The sequence below is a fragment of the Streptomyces griseoruber genome, from assembly GCF_001514205.1.
Taxonomy (GTDB): domain Bacteria; phylum Actinomycetota; class Actinomycetes; order Streptomycetales; family Streptomycetaceae; genus Streptomyces; species Streptomyces griseoruber.
In genome coordinates this window covers 579136-595283 of sequence record NZ_KQ948765.1, presented here as the reverse complement: position 1 = coordinate 595283, position 16148 = coordinate 579136, and the positions used below count along the sequence as shown (strand labels likewise).

Annotated in this window: 18 protein-coding genes; 7 read left to right on the top strand and 11 right to left on the bottom strand. The window is 72.0% G+C overall.

What is annotated here, in order from left to right; genetic code table 11:
• The first annotated feature begins 34 nt into the window (after positions 1-34).
• Entirely contained in the window at positions 35-571 is a 537-nt protein-coding gene (locus AQJ64_RS10910) for an SsgA family sporulation/cell division regulator (RefSeq protein WP_244902646.1), read from the top strand.
• Here AQJ64_RS10910 and AQJ64_RS10905 read toward each other — a convergent pair.
• Complete coding sequence (locus tag AQJ64_RS10905) at positions 557-820, bottom strand: hypothetical protein (protein WP_055633363.1); 264 nt, start codon at positions 818-820, stop codon at positions 557-559. The genes AQJ64_RS10910 and AQJ64_RS10905 overlap by 15 nt on opposite strands.
• 8 nt (positions 821-828) lie before the next feature.
• Between AQJ64_RS10905 and AQJ64_RS10900 the strand changes: the two genes are divergently transcribed.
• Positions 829-1326, top strand: a complete 498-nt coding sequence (locus AQJ64_RS10900; RefSeq protein ID WP_055633364.1) for a galactose-binding domain-containing protein — start codon at positions 829-831, stop codon at positions 1324-1326.
• A 49-nt stretch (positions 1327-1375) separates the two neighbouring features.
• Here AQJ64_RS10900 and AQJ64_RS10895 read toward each other — a convergent pair whose 3' ends face one another.
• Complete coding sequence (locus tag AQJ64_RS10895) at positions 1376-1702, bottom strand: antibiotic biosynthesis monooxygenase family protein (RefSeq protein ID WP_055633365.1); 327 nt, start codon at positions 1700-1702, stop codon at positions 1376-1378.
• Between AQJ64_RS10895 and AQJ64_RS10890 the strand changes: the two genes are divergently transcribed.
• The 4 genes from AQJ64_RS10890 (at position 1703) to AQJ64_RS10880 (ending at position 5816) form a co-directional block, all read left to right on the top strand.
• Positions 1703-3385, top strand: coding sequence for a recombinase family protein (locus tag AQJ64_RS10890; RefSeq protein WP_063788701.1), 1683 nt, complete (start codon positions 1703-1705; stop codon positions 3383-3385).
• 425 nt (positions 3386-3810) lie between these two features.
• Positions 3811-4449, top strand: a complete 639-nt coding sequence (locus AQJ64_RS51995; RefSeq protein WP_342342286.1) for an HNH endonuclease — start codon at positions 3811-3813, stop codon at positions 4447-4449.
• A gap of 212 nt (positions 4450-4661) precedes the next feature.
• The gene (locus AQJ64_RS10885) at positions 4662-5033 is read left to right on the top strand and encodes a VOC family protein (RefSeq protein WP_055633367.1); all 372 of its coding nucleotides are present in this window, start codon (positions 4662-4664) and stop codon (positions 5031-5033) included.
• A 201-nt stretch (positions 5034-5234) separates the two neighbouring features.
• Entirely contained in the window at positions 5235-5816 is a 582-nt protein-coding gene (locus AQJ64_RS10880; protein WP_055633368.1) for a recombinase family protein, read from the top strand.
• 291 nt (positions 5817-6107) lie between these two features.
• Here the strand turns inward: AQJ64_RS10880 and AQJ64_RS10875 are convergent, their stop codons facing one another.
• The 9 genes from AQJ64_RS10875 to AQJ64_RS10835 all read right to left on the bottom strand — a co-directional run bounded on the left by AQJ64_RS10875 (position 6108) and on the right by AQJ64_RS10835 (position 14890).
• Positions 6108-7025, bottom strand: a complete 918-nt coding sequence (locus AQJ64_RS10875) for a hypothetical protein (protein WP_055633369.1) — start codon at positions 7023-7025, stop codon at positions 6108-6110.
• Between the two features lie 93 nt (positions 7026-7118).
• Complete coding sequence (locus tag AQJ64_RS10870) at positions 7119-7757, bottom strand: DUF6629 family protein (protein WP_055633370.1); 639 nt, start codon at positions 7755-7757, stop codon at positions 7119-7121.
• A gap of 255 nt (positions 7758-8012) precedes the next feature.
• Positions 8013-8681 (bottom strand): response regulator, encoded by a 669-nt coding sequence (locus tag AQJ64_RS10865; protein WP_055633371.1) that lies wholly within the window; start codon positions 8679-8681, stop codon positions 8013-8015.
• The gene (locus AQJ64_RS10860; protein WP_079061579.1) at positions 8678-10117 is read right to left on the bottom strand and encodes a sensor histidine kinase; all 1440 of its coding nucleotides are present in this window, start codon (positions 10115-10117) and stop codon (positions 8678-8680) included. Before AQJ64_RS10860 ends, AQJ64_RS10865 begins: the two co-directional genes overlap by 4 nt.
• 23 nt (positions 10118-10140) lie before the next feature.
• Positions 10141-11013 (bottom strand): ABC transporter permease, encoded by an 873-nt coding sequence (locus tag AQJ64_RS10855; protein ID WP_055633372.1) that lies wholly within the window; start codon positions 11011-11013, stop codon positions 10141-10143.
• Complete coding sequence (locus tag AQJ64_RS10850) at positions 11013-11942, bottom strand: ABC transporter ATP-binding protein (RefSeq protein WP_055633373.1); 930 nt, start codon at positions 11940-11942, stop codon at positions 11013-11015. The genes AQJ64_RS10855 and AQJ64_RS10850 overlap by 1 nt, the downstream gene beginning before the upstream one ends.
• Positions 11943-12099: 157 nt before the next feature.
• Positions 12100-12687 carry a hypothetical protein gene (locus tag AQJ64_RS10845; RefSeq protein WP_055633374.1) on the bottom strand — a complete coding sequence of 196 codons (588 nt, stop codon included), beginning with the start codon at positions 12685-12687 and terminating at the stop codon, positions 12100-12102.
• The gene (locus tag AQJ64_RS10840) at positions 12684-14117 is read right to left on the bottom strand and encodes a sensor histidine kinase (RefSeq protein ID WP_055633386.1); all 1434 of its coding nucleotides are present in this window, start codon (positions 14115-14117) and stop codon (positions 12684-12686) included. Before AQJ64_RS10840 ends, AQJ64_RS10845 begins: the two co-directional genes overlap by 4 nt.
• A gap of 77 nt (positions 14118-14194) precedes the next feature.
• Positions 14195-14890, bottom strand: coding sequence for a response regulator transcription factor (locus AQJ64_RS10835; RefSeq protein ID WP_055633375.1), 696 nt, complete (start codon positions 14888-14890; stop codon positions 14195-14197).
• A 137-nt stretch (positions 14891-15027) separates the two neighbouring features.
• Between AQJ64_RS10835 and AQJ64_RS10830 the strand changes: the two genes are divergently transcribed.
• The gene (locus AQJ64_RS10830; RefSeq protein ID WP_240512575.1) at positions 15028-16041 is read left to right on the top strand and encodes a DUF3152 domain-containing protein; all 1014 of its coding nucleotides are present in this window, start codon (positions 15028-15030) and stop codon (positions 16039-16041) included.
• Positions 16042-16148: the final 107 nt, after the last annotated feature.

Below are 16148 nucleotides of genomic sequence, written 5' to 3'. Positions count from 1 at the left end.
CGCACGTCATGACGGCGTTCTCCGGAGTGGCGTAATGACTGGCCCGCGCCACGCTCTCCAGGGTGAGTCCGCGGAACCTGCCGCCGCCCCGCCCCCTTCGGAGACCGCCGTGTACATCAGCCTCGACCAGCCCATGGGCGCCTGCCTGCTCACCCATGACCAGCGGGAGCTGGCCGTGCCCGCCAACCTCCGCTGCACCTCCGACGACCCCCTCTCCGTACGGCTGGTGTTCCCCGCCTGCGCCTCGCTGGACGGTGAGGAGGTCACCTGGGTGTTCGCGCGCGCCCTTCTGGAACAGGGGCTGGAGGGCCCGGCCGACGGGGGCAGTGTGCGGGTCCGCCCGCACGGACCGGCACACACCACCGTGGAGCTGCGCGCATCGGAGGGCGCGGCCCTGCTCCGCTTCGACACCACCGCCCTCCGGCGCTTCCTGGGACGCTGGGCCACGGTCGGCGAGCGGGTCGCCGCACCGGTTGCGCCGGTGAGAACCATCGGGACACAGCGCACGTCCGGCCCGCTGGGTCCCGCGTCCCGGCGGCCCCCGGCGGTACGGCGATCATGCGCGATATGACGACGTGGCACATCCGTGCACGCCCCGCCCACGGCGATCCCGGCCGGAGGAGAGCTGTCGGTCGAACTCCTCCGCGTACTCCTCCGGCGGCCCCGGTCCGGCCTGTTCCCGCAACTCCACTGCCGTGCCGAGGCGTTCCAGATCCAGCACGGTGACCGTGTTGTCGCCCGTCCGCAGCAGCGGGGCCGGGCAGTACAGGGTCAGCTGAGGGCCGGCCTCCCGGTGGCGGCCGAGCAGGAAGCCGTTCACTCAGAAGCGTGAACCGGATCCGTGAGGCGGCGGCGCACTTCGCGCTCCGCGACGACTCGCCGCTGGTCGACGCGGGCCGGTACAACCCGCACCTCGGCAGCGAGGACTTCCTCGGCACCCACCCCGGGGCGAACGGCACCCTCACCGCCGACGAACCGACCGACGGCAGCCCCGCCACCCGCTGGGCGGCGGCCGAGGACGCGGCCTACCCGGTCACCCTCGACATCGGCTTCGGCACCGACACCACCTTCGACCAGGTCTCTCTGGACGAGTACACCGACTCCGGCACCAACCCGAGGGTGCGGACCTTCGCCTTGCAGCGCTGGGACACCGGGACGGGGACGTGGGTGACGTTCGCGAGCCGGGACACCGGCATCGGCCATGACCTCACCGTGACCGGCTTCGGCGGCGTCACGACCTCCCTGCTGCGGGTGGCGCCCACCGGGAAGATCGCCACGGAGCAGTACACCCCGACGACGACCGAGATCGCCGTGTACGACGGATGACCGCGACCGGTGGGCGGGCGGCACCCCGTCCGCCCACCGGCGCGACCGGCTACGCGCCCTTCGGGGCCGCCTGCTGCACCACCTCGAAGGACCACAGGGTCGCGGCCGAGGCGGCGGGCCTGGCCTGCTCACCCTCCGCACCGCCCCGGTGCGCGGACTTCATCGGGCCCTCCATCCACGCCTGGAACGACTCCTCGTCCCGCCAGCGCGTGTAGACGAGGTAGGTGTCGGTGCCCTCGACCGGGCGGAGCAGCTCGAACCACTCGAACCCGTCCGAGTTCTCCACGGCGTGCGCCCGCGCGGCGAACCGCTTCTCGAGGGTCTCCCGCTGCTCGGCCGGGACGGTCAGTACGTTGATCTTTACCACACTAGGCACATGACACCTCTCGCCAAACGGGGCCACGGCTGGACCCCTAACCTGGACCACGTGCGTGCAGTCTCCTACATCCGGCAGTCCAAGCGACGGGAAGACGATTCCGCGTCGTCCCCGGAAGCGCAGCGAACCAAGTGCGAGGCGCTGATCACGGCCAAGGGTTGGGACAGCGCCGGTCACTTCGCTGACGTGGGGAAATCCGGATGGGACCCGAAGGTCGTCCGGCCCGAGTTCGAGGAGATGATGTCCGCCGTTCGCGCCGGGCACGTAGACGCAGTGGTCGTGTTCTCGCTGTCACGTCTCACGCGTCAGGGCGCCCTCGAAGCCATGTTGATCAACAAGGAGCTGGCCAAGCACGGCGTGCTGCTTGTCAGCGTCGAGGAACCGTACCTGGATACGTCCACTCCTATGGGTGTAGCAATCTTCGGTCTGATCGCTGCGCTGGCTCAGCAAGAGTCCGACATGAAGTCGGCGTACATCACCGCGACGAAAGAGACCCTGCGCGCTGCGGGCTCCCACGTGTCCGGCATGGCTCCGTACGGCTTCCAGTCGACGCGTGAGCCGCGCGGGGAACTGGTGGTGGTCAAGCTGGTCCCGGATCCCGCTGAGGCCCCCCACGTACGCGACATGGTGTCTTGGGCGCTCGGTGGCATGGCGGCTTCGGCCATCGCCCGGAAGCTGAATGGCGAAGGCGTGCCGACCAAAGCGGCGGACATGACAGCGCGGGTGACCGCCCGGCGGGACAGGGGCGTAAGCAAGCCGCTGGAGCGTACGGTGTGGGTGTCTTCTACCGTGCTGCGCATCCTGCGTGATCCCCGCCTAGCTGGCTATGCGGCTGAGCGTCAGGGAACCAAGCGCGCCGTCCTACGCGACGCCTCGGGAGCCCCGCTGGTGGCGCATGAAGGGATCGTTCCCGCCGATGACTGGTGGCGCCTTCAAGACGTGCTCGACGGCCGCACACCCCACGTGGTTCGCCAGGGTGGTCGGTCGGTGCCATCGCTGCTAGGAGGCGCCGGAATGCTCTTCTGTGGCGTCTGCGGTAGCTCCATGGTCACGGACAAGCGCAACGACAAGCAGCTCTACCGGTGCAACCGTGCCCAGTCCGGCGCAGTGCAGGGGCATGGCGGGCTGGCCATCAACATGGATGCTGCCGATGACGTGGTGGCCCGTACGGTGTGGTCCCGCCTGACTGCGCTGGACCCGGGGGACCCTGAAGATCTGGAATGGCTTGCCGAAGCGGCGCGCCGATTCGCAGCTCAGGCGGACACGGGCGAACGGCAGGCAGAACTAGCTGCCGCACGCGCCGAGTTGGAGCACGTACGGGAAGCACTCCGCACGCTGTACGTCGACCGGCAGGCAGGTCTGTACGCGGGTGCCGTGGGTGATCAGATGTTCCGTGAGTCCGTGGAACGACTGACAGCACATGAGGCGCGTACGGCCGGGCGCGTGGAAGCGCTGGGAACCGCTGAGGCTGACACGGTAGCCATCCCGTCAGAGTGGACTGCGCCGGAGGGGGACCCCCTTGGCCCGGAGTCGACATGGGGCGGTTGGGACCTTTCCGCACGGCGGGAGTTCCTTGCGCTGTTCGTTGACCGTGTGAGCGTCGCACGCAGCGTCGGCAGGGGCCGAAACGCGAACACGGCGGAACGGGTGGCCGTGCACTGGACGGATGTACCAGCTAAGTAGGCGCCCGCCTGAGCGCCATCCACGGCCCGTTGTCGGTAACCCCCGGCGGCGGGCCGCTTCGGCACTCCTGGGGGTGTGTGCCCCCCTGAGGTGCTGTCGGCGGCTGTGTCTAGAGTCGGGCATGGTGTCGCACTTCGGTTCGGGTTTCGTCGGTGGGGTGACGAAGTGACGTCCGGGGGGTGGGGCCCGCTATCCCCTGCTTTGCTTCTTTACCCCCTGCCCGGAACCCTGTCTCGACCCTTGCGGCTGCTGGCCTGTAGCGCCCTCGCCGGAGCGGTTCATGATCAACAAAAATGGAACGGTGATCTTGCTTGTCTGCCCTTGATGAGGCGCGCGCCACGTGTTCGGAGTGCGGTGCCCCACGTCCCCGTGCGGATCGCAGCACGTGCGGCGCGAGCCTGTGCGTTGAGTCAGCCCGGTTGCAGGTGGCCGCCCGTCGTGCGCGTGAGGAGGCGCGTGCTGCCGCTGGCGCTCCGCGCTGCCATCGCTGCAATGAGCCGCATGGCCGGGCTCCCTGGGCGCTCTACTGCGTACGTTGCGCTGAGGAGGTGGACGCGTCGCGCCAGACTGAGCGCCGCAAGCGATTGGAGCGCGAGAGGGAAGAGGCGGCCCGCAAGCCGTGCCAGGGGCCGAAGTGCTCAAAGTCTGTAGGTCTGTCGAATGGCCGTGATCGTGCCTACTGCTCTGACGCGTGCCGCCGTGCCGCTGAGTACGTCCGTAAGCGTGCCCGTACCAAGCCTGAGCCGGTGCCGTGCCGTCGCTGCGGTAAGCCTGTGGTCCTCAAGTTCCGTGACACTGTGTGCCGTCCATGCCAGAAGGTGCAACGCACCGTGGCGCGACGAGTGACGCTTCAACGCCGTGTGCGTAAGGCGCATGGGGACGCCGGGTGCTCTCACTGTTCGGCTCCACTGCCCGAGGGGGGCGTGATTGATCACCTGATCCCCATATCCCGGGGCGGGCTCTCGACCGTTGCCAACATGCGCGTGGTCTGCGTGCTGTGCAACGCGTCGAAGAAGGATCAACTCATGGACGAGTGGTCACCGCCGCATCTGACGCTGAGCTGATCCCACAGGGGGCAGGGAAGGGGGAGGCCAAAACCTTTCCGGCTCCCCTTCCGGCACCCCCGCCCTACCCGCCGTGCGCGCGCCCGGGAAATAGTCGAAACTGGTGGGAAAACCGCAGCTCAGCGGGCATGTAGGCGCATAATCCCGCGCTTCGTTAGGCAGTCGTCTCTAGAGTGTGCATCAGGGAAGTCCACTGATCGTCCGGAGGTGTCATGCCCCTGCAGATGAAGTTGAGCGCGATAACACTCGACTGCCCTGATCCGTTGGCTCTGGCGGCGTTCTATCAGCAGGCCACCGGCCTCGAACCCCACCCGAAGTCGGACGCCGACTTCGCGGCTCTCGACCGTGAGGACGGGCTCTCCATCGGTTTTCAACGGGTCGACGGCTACCGGGCTCCGCGCTGGCCTGACCAGACCGTTCCCCAGCAGCTTCACATCTGCTTCAAGGTCGAGGAGGACTTGGGGGAAGCCGAGGCCCGGCTGCTGGAGCTGGGCGCGGGCAAGCCGGATCACCAGCCCCATGGGGTCAAGGCGCGGGTTCTCACCGATCCGGCTGGGCACCCCTTCTGCATCGTCAGAGGCTGACTGGGGGTTCAGACCCTCGCTGACGGATACCGGCCGTCCTGGCGTACTCCAACTCGACGTCCTCTTGAGCGTCTATCAAACGATGGTTATTGAGACGGCCGCCATGAGGCGGTCCCCAGGGCGCTTCCTGTGTCCAAAACCCGTCTCAGAACATGCCTGAAAGGCTTGATGTTTTGAGACGGGTTATGAGACGATCTCGGTATGACGACGAAGAACACCAGAACCCTGATCGGCTACCAGCGAGTCAGCACCAACGCGCAGGATGCGCAGCTTCAGGCGGACGCTCTCGCTGAGGCAGGGTGCTCCCGCATCTTCGAGGACAAGGCGTCCGGCAAGAACGCCGACCGTGCCGGGCTGCTCGCTGCTCTCGACTACATGCGGGAGGGTGACACCCTCACCGTGTGGAAGCTGGACCGTTTGGGCCGTTCCACCAAGGACGTGCTCACGATCGCTGAGGATCTGCACGCCCGGGGGATCGCGCTGCGGATTCTGACGGGCACGCTGGCTGGTAGCTACTCGCCGAAGGGTGAGGGCAAGTTCTTCTTCACGATGATGGTTGCCTTTGCTGAGCTTGAGCGAGACATGATCGTTGAGCGCACACGGGCGGGTCTGGACGCTGCCAAGGCTCAGGGTCGGACGGGTGGACGGCCGTCCGTCATGGACGCTGACAAGCTGGTTGCCGCTCGTGCCCGGAAGGCGAAGGGTGAGAGTGTGACGGCCATTGCCAAGGCGCTCAAGGTGTCCCGCGCGACGCTGTATCGGGCGCTTGCCGACACGGAGTGACCCGACCCGACTTGAGAGACCGTCTGCCCACTGTGGTGGACGGTCTTTCTCATGTCTGGGCCCAAGGGGGGGTGGGCCAATCTCTGAGCGAAGGGCCCTCAGGGACCCGGCCCCCATGGTTACGCGCATTTCCGCGAAATAGACACCCGGGGGGTCTGGATCAAAGCGGGTCGCGTGGCGCGCATCGCTGCAGGTCAGGACTATGTGCTTACCTTGACAGCTTCATTGATCTTGACTACGCTCATGCCCCCATCCTGCCTCCCGGGGCGCCCGGGGGAGCGGACCACCCCCCTACTCACGGTCGTCCTCGGGAGACGGTTCGAGCCGTTCCGCCTCCCGAGCGGCCCGCCGTGCCTCCCGCTCCGCACGGGCGAGGGCGTCGGCGGTGGTGCGGTACCGCTCCTGGGCCCGCTGCTCCTCGCCGGCCGCCGTCCGCAGCGCCTCCCGAGCCCGCCGCAGCGCCTCCTCCGTGTCCTCCACCTCCTGCCGGGCCCGCCCGTGGTGGTCCCGCGCCCGCTGTACGGCCGCCTCGGCGTCGGTGTGTTCCACGCGCCGGTCGTCCAGCCTCCGCGCGGCGGCGTCGGCCGCCTCACGGGCCCGGGTGAGGCGTTCCCGGCGCACCCGGGCGAGCTCGTCCGTACGCGGAGGGTGCGCCGGCCCGCTCCGGACGGCGCTCTCCCGGGCAGGCCCCGACGGAAGGCCCGGCGGAAAGCCCGACGGCGGGACGAGGGCGCTGTCCAGACGGCCGCCGGCCCACCGGTCCGCCGCGGCGGGGTCGGCGAGCACGGCCTGCAAGGTGGCCGTGACCTCGGTCAGTACGGCGGCCGACAGCCGCTGCCCGGCGTCGAGCGCGAGGTCGGCCGTCTGACGGGTCAGCGCGGCGACGAGCATGCGGCGCTGCGCGGACAACTCCCTGACCCCGGCCGGGTCCAGGTCCCGGTGGGCCCTGCGCAGGGCCTGCCCCAGCTCCAGGAACCGGTGGCTCTCCTCCGGCTGTGACCGCAGGAGCAGATTCGCGGCCCAGGCGGCGAGGGTGGGCCGGCGGGCGCCGTGGATCCGGCGGGCGTCCTCCGCCCGGCCCGCCGTCCTGGCGGCCACCGCCAGTTCCTCACGGCGCGCCACGAAACCGGACGGCGGGGTGGTGTAGAGGCCGTCGAGCACCGCCTCCACGTCCTCCGCCGCGTCACCGCGCCCGCGCTTGCCCGCCATGCTGCACAGCCTCCACCGGGCCCCGGCACCGCGCACCCCGGGACCCGCCCCGGTCGGCTCTCCGCGGCCGGGCCGGGCGGGCCACGACGAAACTCACCTGACCTGACCGAGGGGCGTCCTGGCGGGCGGCCGGGTGCGCACCCAGTCGAACAGCACCACCGAGCACACGGCCGCCAGCGCGCACCAGGTCGAGACGAACTCCAGCCGCCACAGCGCCCAGCACACCAGTGCCCCCGCGGCAACGAGCACCCCCAGCAGGGTCAGCCGGCGGTCGCCGGACAGCAGCAGGGAGCCCACGGTGGCCAGCAGATAGCCCGCGACGAGGACCGGTGGGTGGGGGAGGCCGAACGCGTAGCCGACGGTACGGCCGTGGATCTCGGCCGTCATCGGCCGGGTGGCCAGCCCGTGGGCGAGGGCCGCGGCGGTCGCGGTCCCCACCGCGAGCGGCACGGTCAGCCGGGGACGGGCGGGCGGCGCGGCCGCGCACCACACCCCGGCGGGCACCCACAGCGCCAGCAGCGGCAGGGCGATGACGGCCCAGACGACGGTGGCGGCCCCGCCGCCCCCGCCCCGGTGCCAGACGGCCGACTCGACGATCTGATGGGCCCCGAGCAGGAGCGGCAGCGCGGCGAGCGGCAGATCCCGCCTCTCGCGCACCCGAGCCACCGAGGCCACCCCGACGGCCGCGACACCGGCGCCCGCCACCAGATCGGCCGTCGCACTCCAGCACATCAGGCCACCATAGGACCGGTCTTCCGGGTACGTCGGCCCTGCCACGCCCTGCCACGCCCTGCCACGCCTGCCACGTCCCGGCCCCGGCCCGTGGTGCGTCCCTCGGGGGTCCCCGGAGCCGGTCGGATCAGTCGGTTCCCGGCGGGAGGAGCCGGTGGAACAGGCGGGCTCGCTCGTCCGTCCGGAGCGGACCGTCCCCGCGCTCGGCGGTGGCGTCCTCGCCGACGGCTGACGTCCCGCGGCACGTGGCGGGGGCTACCCCCTCGCCCTGACCAGCCCCGCGTCGTACGCCGTGATCACCGCCTGGATGCGGTCGCGCGCGCCGATCTTGGCGAGGACGCGGCCGACGTGCTTCTTCACGGTGGACTCGGTGAGGAAGAGCCGTTCGGCGATCTCGGTGTTGGTCCAGCCCTGCCCGATGGCGACGAGGACCTCGCGCTCACGGTCGGTGAGCGTCCGCAGCCGGGGATCCTCCGCCACGGGCGCTCCGCCGGGCGCGAGGACCTGATGGGCGTACGCGTCCAGCAGCCGCCGGGTCAGGCTCGGGGCGACGACGGCGTCCCCGGTCGCCACGGCGTGGATGCCCGCGACGAGTTCCTCGGGGCGCGCGTCCTTCAGGAGGAAGCCGCTGGCACCGGCCCGCAGCCCTTCGTACGCGTACTCGTCGAGGTCGAAGGTGGTGACGATGAGGACGCGGGTGCGGCCGCCGCCGGCGACGATCCGGCGGGTGGCCTCCAGGCCGTCCATGCCGGGCATCCGGACGTCCATGAGGACGACGTCGGGGCGCAGCTGCGCGGCCAGCCGGACGGCCTCGGCGCCGTGCGCCGCCTCGCCGACCGAGTCCAGGCCCGGGGTGCCCTCGATCAGCATGCGGAAGCCCATGCGCTGCAAGGGCTGGTCGTCCGCGATCAGTACGGTGGTCATGACAGATGATCTCCCGGAGCCGACGGAGCCGACGGAGCCGACGGAGCCGACGGAGCCGACGGAGCCGACGGAGCCGACGGAGCCGACGGAGCCGACGGAGCCGACGCGGCGGGAACGTCGAGCACCACGTCCACCAGCCAGCCGTGCCCCGAGTCGCGCGGCCCGACGACGACGGTGCCGCCGTACATGGCGGCCCGCTGACGGATGCCCACCAGCCCGTGCCCGGGGCCGTCGTCGTCCCGGCCCGGCCGCGCACGCGGCGGCGCCCCGGACGGTACGCCGGTGTCGGCCACCCTGATCCGCACCTCCCCGGCGTCGACGGTGACGGTGACCTCGGCCGAGGATCCCGCCCCCGCGTGCTTGAGGGTGTTGGTCAGGGCCTCCTGGACGACCCGGTACACGGTGAGCTGGACCCCGCTGCCCAGGGAGCCGGGATCGCCCACCGTCCGGTACGTCACGCCCACACCCGCCGCACGGACCCGGCCCAGCAGCGCGTCCAGGTCCCCGACGCCGGGCTGCGGCCCGAGCAGCCGCACCTCGTCCCGCTGCTCCTCGCGCAGGACACCCAGCACCCGGCGCAGTTCGTTCATCGCCTGGCGGCCGGTGTCCCCGAGGATGCGCAGCGCCTCCTCCGACCGCTCGCCCCGGTTGCCCGCGAGGACCGCGGCGCCGTCGGCCACGCTCACCATGACGGAGAGGTTGTGGCCGACGATGTCGTGCATCTCGCGCGCCACCCGGGACCGCTCGGCGGACGCGGTGAGCCGCAGGCGCTGCTCCTGCTCGATCTCCAGCCGCCGGGCCCGGTCCTCCAGCGCCTCCAGGTACATCCGCCGGATCCGCAGGGTCAGCCCGACCGCGACGGCCGCGGTCGCCGTGCCCAGCAGGAAGAACACGCCGAACAGGGGGTGCTCCATGGGCACCAGGACGAAGACGGCCAGCAGCAGCTCCGCCGCCGTCACCACCGCGGCCCAGCCCAGCATCCGCAGGGAACCCCGGCGGGCCAGGGTGTACAGGGCGATCAGCACGGCCATCCCGGTCGGCAGCCAGACGCCCAGCGACCACTGGACCAGCAACACCGAGGCGATCACGAAATAGGTGACGGCCGGGGCCCTGCGGCGCCACCACAGCGGTAGGACGAGAGCGACGACGAGCAGGTACAGGACACCGTTCGCCACCTGGTCGTGGGCTTCGGTCTCGCCGAACGGCGAGGTGCGGTCGCCCCGGAGCAGGTCCGGCAGGGTGATCGCCAGGACGAACAGCACGACCGCGGTGTCCAGCAGCCACGGATGCCGGCGGTCCAGCCGCTGCCGGCGGCTCTGGTCGCGCAGCAGCCGCCCGAGCAGCGGATGCGCCCAGGCGTCGTCGAACCCGGGGGACGACGGGAGGGCCGTCCCCCGGGCGGTGTCGGCGGCGGCTGCCGCGCGCGGCGCGCTCATGGACACCATTGTCCCGGCCCCGGTCAGGCGTCGGACCTGACGAGCCGGTACGCCGCACCGGCCAGCGCCAGGGCCACCCAGCCGGCGAACACCGCGAGCCCCGCCCCGGGCGACAGGGCGTCCGAGGACTGGTGCAGGGCGTAGACGGCCGAGCCCGCGTTGCTCGGGAAGTAGGGGCTGAGGGTGTCGTACCAGGAGTCCGGCAGCAGCGAGGCCAGCCCCGGCAGGATCAGCAGGACGCCGACCAGCACCGCGATGGCCCCGGCGGAGGAGCGCAGCAGCACGCCCAGCGCGACACCGAACACGGCGACCAGGCCGAGGTAGACCCCGGCCCCGGCCAGGCTGCGCAGGACACCGTCGTCGCCGGGCGAGAGCGCGATCCGCTCGCCGTCCAGCCCCGGGGAGCCCAGCAGGAACGCGGCCAGCGCGCCGACGGTGGTGAGGACCAGGGCGATCGGGCCGATCACGGCCGCCTTGGAGAACAGCACGGGCAGCCGGCGCGGCACCGCGGCCAGCGTGGAGCGGATCATGCCGGTGGTGTACTCGCCCGCCGACAGCAGCACCCCGAGGACGCCGACGGCCAGTGACGCGAAGGTCACACCGGTCAGCGCCAGACCGACCGCGTCGCTGTCACCGCCGTTGCCCGGCCCGGGCGGCCCGCCGGCCGCGGCGGCATCGGGGCTGTAGGTGTAGCTGGCGACCGCCCCGAAGAGCACCAGCAGGAAGACGGCGACCCCCAGGGTGATCCAACTGGAGCGCAGCGACCAGAACTTGGCCCACTCCGAGCGCAGCACCCGGACGAAGGTCACCTTGTACCCGGCGGAGGCGTCCGTCCCGGGGGCGGGCGCCACGGACAGACCGGGGCGCCGGGAGCGGCGGAGCGCGGTGGTGGGCATCAGGCGGCCTTTCGCTCGGTGCCGGCCGGAGCACTCTGGTACTCGACGACATCGCGGGTGAGTTCCATGAACGCCGCCTCCAGCGAGACGGACTGCGGGGTGAGCTCGTACAACGGCACCCCGTGCTGCGCGGCGATCGCCCCGATCTCCCGTGCGTCCCGCCCGCTGACGAGCAGTTCCTCGGTGGAGGAGGAGGTGAGGGTGACGTCCGGCCCGGCCAGCAGCGCGCGCAGCCGTACGGCCTCCGTGCTCGCGACCTTCACCCCGCCGCCGCCGGCCTCCCGGGTGAAGTCCTCGACCGTGGTGTCGGCGAGCAGCCGTCCCCGTCCGATGATCACCAGATGGTCGGCGATCAGCGCGGTCTCGCTCATCAGATGCGAGGAGAGCATCACGGCCCGCCCCTCGTCGGCCAGTGAGCGCAGCAGATTGCGCACCCACAGCACGCCCTCGGGGTCGAGGCCGTTGACCGGCTCGTCGAGCATCACGATCGCCGGATCACCGAGCAGCGCCGCGGCGATGCCGAGCCGCTGGCCCATGCCGAGCGAGAAGGCGCCCACCCGCTTGCCGGCCACACTGGTCAGCCCGGCCAGCTCGATGACCTCGTCCACCCGGCGGCGCGCGATGCCATGGGTGTGCGCCAGCGCCATCAGATGACTGCGCGCGCTGCGTCCGGGGTGGACGGACCTGGCCTCCAGCAGGCTGCCGATCTCGTGCAGCGGGGCCGTGTGCCGGGCGTAGGCCCGGCCGTTGACCGTGACCGCGCCCGAGGTGGGGGAGTCCAGCCCGATGATCATGCGCATGGTGGTGGACTTGCCCGCCCCGTTCGGCCCCAGGAAGCCGGTGACCTCGCCCGCCTTCACCGTGAAGCTCAGCTGGTCGACCACCGTCTTGTCCCCGTACCGCTTGGTCAGCTCACGCGCTTCGATCATGGGAATGGGCCTTCCTGCCTCGCACTCGGCCGCGGCGGCACCGCGGTTACGCGTTCGAAGGTAGGAGCGCGCGAGGCCCGATCCCTGGGTCCCCGGGGGAATCTTCGGGACGCCCGTGGTACCCCGGTACCACGGGCGTCCCCAAGTCCCGGCCGTCCTACGGGTCGGGGCAGTCCTGGTCGGTGCCCTCGGCGCGCGCGCCGTCGGCGGCGGTCACGGTCACCGTCACCGGCGCCGTGTCCCGCAGGGCCATGCGGTAGGCCCGGCCCGCCGTGCAGATCAGCTGCCGCTCCGCCAGGGCGGAGCGTTCCGCCTTCACCCCCCGCGGCAGGACGACCGACACCCGGTCGCCCTCCGCCGTGGCCCGTACCGGCTCCGCGGCGGCCTCGGTCGCGGCGGCGGAGGGGAACACCGTGGCGCCCGGTTCGACGGTGCCGTCGGCCGGGAAGAGGGAACCCGGCCCCGACGTCCGGGCCACCCGCGTGGTCACCCCCCGGGACCGCTCCACCACGTCCGGGCCCTGGAGCATCTCCTCGATGGCCGCCGCGGCGTCCCCGGCCTCGGGGACCGCACGGCGTATGGCGACCAGGGCGCCGTCCTGGACGAAGTAGAGCGGGGTCGTCGCGGTGATCCCGCTCGCCGGACCGCCCGCCTCGACCACGCCGGTCGAGGGGATGCCGCAGCCGGAGAGCGCGAGCGCCGCGCCGACGATCAGCAGCGCCGCACGGCAGAGCGGTCTCGTCACAGGTTCTCCCACGCCGACTCGTCCCGCCGCAGCGGGAGTTCCACCGTGAAGACGGCACCGCCGCCCGGACGGTTGGCCGCGCGGACGGTGCCGCCGTGCATCCGTACGTTCTCCTCGGTGATCGCCAGGCCCAGCCCGCTGCCCTCGGTGCGGGTGCGCGCGCTGTCGGACTTGTAGAAGCGGTCGAAGACGTACGGCAGCACGTCCTCGGGGATGCCCGGCCCGCTGTCGGCCACCTCCAGCACCGCGTGCCGCAGCGTGGCGTGCGGCCCGCCCTCGGACAGCGTCAGACGCACCGGCCGGCCGCCGTGCCGCAGGGCGTTGCCGACCAGGTTGGCCACCACCACGTCCAGCCGGCGCGGATCGACCCGGCCGCGCAGCTCGTCGGGTCCCGGCAGCCGGGCCTCGACCGCGTCCGACCAGCCGCGGGAGGAGACCGTGCGCCGGATCGACTCGGCGAGGTCGATCTCGTCCAGGTGCAGGACCGCCGCCCCCGCGTCGAAGCGGGAGATCTCCATCAGGTCCTCCACCAGCCGGGCCAGCTTCACGGTCTCCTCGCTGATCAGCCGTACCGCGGTCGCCGTGTCCGGATCGAGGCGGGCGGCCTCCTCGTCCAGCACGTCGGTGACCGCCGACATGGCGGCCAGCGGGGTGCGCAGCTCGTGCGAGACGTCCGAGGCGAAACGGCGGGCCCGCGCCTCCATGCCGCGCAGTTCGGCGACGGACTGCTCCAGCGCCGCCGCGGTCTCGTTGAACGTGTGGGACAGATCGGCGAGTTCGTCGGAGCCGTTGACGTCCAGCCGGGTGTCGAGCCGGCCCTCGGCGATGCTGCGGGTCGCCCGGCGCAGCGCCCGCACCGGCCGCAGCACCCCGCGCGCCGCGAACAGGGCGAGCAGCACGGCGACGCCGAGCGCCGATGCGGTCGCCCGTTCGATGGCCGTGACCAGCGCGTCGACGGACTGCTGTTCGCCGGTCTGGGGCACGGTCAGGAAGACCTGGATCCCGGTGGGTACCAGCGTGCCCTCGGCGGAGGTGAAGACGACCGACATACCCACGACCAGGGAGGTCCGTCCATCGCCGCGCACCCGCTGGAACACGGTGGCCATACTGGAGCCGACGGCCTCGCGCACGGCCGGCGTCACCTCGTCGAAGGGGTAGCCGGGCACCGAGGCCGCGCTGATCCCCTCGTAGGTGACGAGGACGCGCCAGGTTCCGGACGGCTCGGCGAGCGCCACGTCGGCCGCGAACCGCCGGAGCACGTCCTCGGTCGGCGGGTAGCCGACGCCCGTGGCGAGCCGGCTGACCTGGGTGCGCAGCTGCCGGATGACGGTGTCCTGGCTCTGCTGGAGCACCCCGTTGCGCGCCTCGCGGAAGGTCAGCGCTCCGGTCGTGGTGGTGGCCAGGGCGGCGACCAGCCCGAACGCCACCACCAGCCGCACCCGCAGTCCCCGCAGCACCACCCGGGACGGCGTGCGCGCCCCCTTCACCTGCGCCCGTGCCGCGCCTCTCACCGCGACGCGAACCGGTAGCCGAAGCCGCGGACGGTCTGGATGTAGCGCGGTTCGCGCGGCGGGTCGCCCATCTTGGCGCGCAGCCGTTTGACGCAGGCGTCCACCAGCCGGGCGTCGCCGTGGTAGCTGTGCTCCCAGACCGCCTCCAGCAGCTGCTGCCGGCTGAACACCTGCCCCGGCGAGGCGGACAGGGTCAGCAGCAGCCGCAGTTCGGAGGGGGCGAGCTGGACCGGGGTGTTCCGTACGGTGACGGAGAGTCCGGCCCGGTCGATGGCCAGTTCCCCGTACGTGTCGATCTTCGGCAGCCCGCTGTCGCCCGGGGCCGCTCCGCCCGCCCGGCGCAGCACGGCACGGATCCGCGCGTCCAGCACCCTGGCCTGCACCGGCTTGACGACGTAGTCGTCCGCGCCCGCCTCGAGACCGACAACGATGTCCACGTCATCACCCCGCGCGGTCGCCATGATGATGGGCAGGGTCTGGTCGACGGCGCGGACGGCGCGGCACACGTCCAGGCCGCTCATGCCGGGCAGCATCAGGTCGAGGACGACGACGTCGGGCCGGAAGGACCGCAGCCGGTCCATGCCCTCCTCCCCGGTCGGGACGGCGGCGACCTCATGGCTCTGGCGCCGCAGCCCCAGCGCGACCCCTTCCCGGACGGCGCGGTCGTCTTCGATCAGCAGAACACGTGGCATGGGCTCAGTATCGGGACCGCCGGTCCCCGAGGGGGCGCTGTTACCGGATGATCACATAGACCGGATGATCACTCGTTACGATTCCGTTATTGTCTGAGTCGGATCCGATCACATCAACTTCACAGTCTGGCTGAACATTGAGCGAGCACAAGGCAAAGCCCTCCGCCACCGGCCGCCGCCGGAGTGGCCCCGCGCACGCCGCCGGGCGGCGCCGCGGGAAGGGCCTGCTGTGGGGAGGACTCGCCGCGACGACCGCCCTGGGGGTCGCCGGCTTCGCCGCCGTGGGCTGGGCGCTGCCGGCCGGCAAGGACCTGCTGTCGAAGGCGGGGGGCGCCGCGAGCGCCGAGCCCAGCGCCTCGCAGTCGCGTGCCTCCGGGGCGAGGGCCTCCGGTTCGGGCGCCGGCGGATCGGGCGCCTCGGAGTCGGACGCCTCCGGGTCGGGCGTCTCCGGGTCGGGCGACTCCGGCGCGGCCGGACCGACCCCCGGCCGCACCACCCCGCGCCCCGGCACGTCCTCCTCGGGCTCGTCCGGTTCGGCCCCGGCGAGTTCCTCGCCGAGCCCCTCCCGGACCACGGTCCCCCTCCCGGGCACCGGCCCGGGAACCTTCGTCACCGCCTCCGGCGGGAGCGACCCGGTCGGCAAGGGGAAGAAGCCCCTCCGCTACCGGGTCGAGGTCGAGACGGGGCTCCGGCTCTCCACCGCGGACGTGGCGCGGCAGGTGGACACCATCCTGGCCGACCCGCGCGGCTGGACCGCCGACGGCGCCCTCGCCTTCCAGCGGGTCTCCGGCGGGACCGCCGACTTCGTCGTCAAGGTGGCCACCCCCGGCACCGTCGACAAGGTCTGCCTGGAGGGCGGGCTGGACACCCACGGCGACTTCAACTGCAGCGTCTTCGGGAAGGTCATGGTCAACCTGGAGCGCTGGGAACTGGCCACCCCCGTCTACGCCCAGGACATCCCCTCCTACCGGGCGCTGATCATCAACCACGAGGTCGGCCACTACCTCGGCCACGGCCATGTCGGCTGCCCCGGCGCCGGGAAGCCCGCCCCCGCGATGATGCAGCAGATCAAGGGCATGAACGGCTGCGTCCCCAATGTCTGGCCCTACGGCGACGACGGCAAGCCGATCACCGGCCCCGCCGTGCCCTGACCCGCGCCGAGTACGATGACCACCATCCACATGTCAGGACAACGGCCGACGGCCAGGAGCTTGCACACCCCCGCCGGGGCGGGCACACGGGAGGGTGGGTTCAGGTG

Bases quoted from the DNA above. Each gene is read 5' to 3' on its own strand.
- AQJ64_RS10910 (WP_244902646.1), top strand. From the start codon at position 35: ATGACTGGCCCGCGCCACGCTCTCCAGGGTGAGTCCGCGGAACCTGCC.
- AQJ64_RS10890 (WP_063788701.1), top strand. From the start codon at position 1,703: ATGACACCTCTCGCCAAACGGGGCCACGGCTGGACCCCTAACCTGGAC.
- AQJ64_RS10885 (WP_055633367.1), top strand. From the start codon at position 4,662: ATGCCCCTGCAGATGAAGTTGAGCGCGATAACACTCGACTGCCCTGAT.
- AQJ64_RS10880 (WP_055633368.1), top strand. From the start codon at position 5,235: ATGACGACGAAGAACACCAGAACCCTGATCGGCTACCAGCGAGTCAGC.
- AQJ64_RS10875 (WP_055633369.1), bottom strand. From the start codon at position 7,025: ATGGCGGGCAAGCGCGGGCGCGGTGACGCGGCGGAGGACGTGGAGGCG.
- AQJ64_RS10870 (WP_055633370.1), bottom strand. From the start codon at position 7,757: ATGTGCTGGAGTGCGACGGCCGATCTGGTGGCGGGCGCCGGTGTCGCG.
- AQJ64_RS10865 (WP_055633371.1), bottom strand. From the start codon at position 8,681: ATGACCACCGTACTGATCGCGGACGACCAGCCCTTGCAGCGCATGGGC.
- AQJ64_RS10860 (WP_079061579.1), bottom strand. From the start codon at position 10,117: ATGAGCGCGCCGCGCGCGGCAGCCGCCGCCGACACCGCCCGGGGGACG.
- AQJ64_RS10855 (WP_055633372.1), bottom strand. From the start codon at position 11,013: ATGCCCACCACCGCGCTCCGCCGCTCCCGGCGCCCCGGTCTGTCCGTG.
- AQJ64_RS10850 (WP_055633373.1), bottom strand. From the start codon at position 11,942: ATGATCGAAGCGCGTGAGCTGACCAAGCGGTACGGGGACAAGACGGTG.
- AQJ64_RS10835 (WP_055633375.1), bottom strand. From the start codon at position 14,890: ATGCCACGTGTTCTGCTGATCGAAGACGACCGCGCCGTCCGGGAAGGG.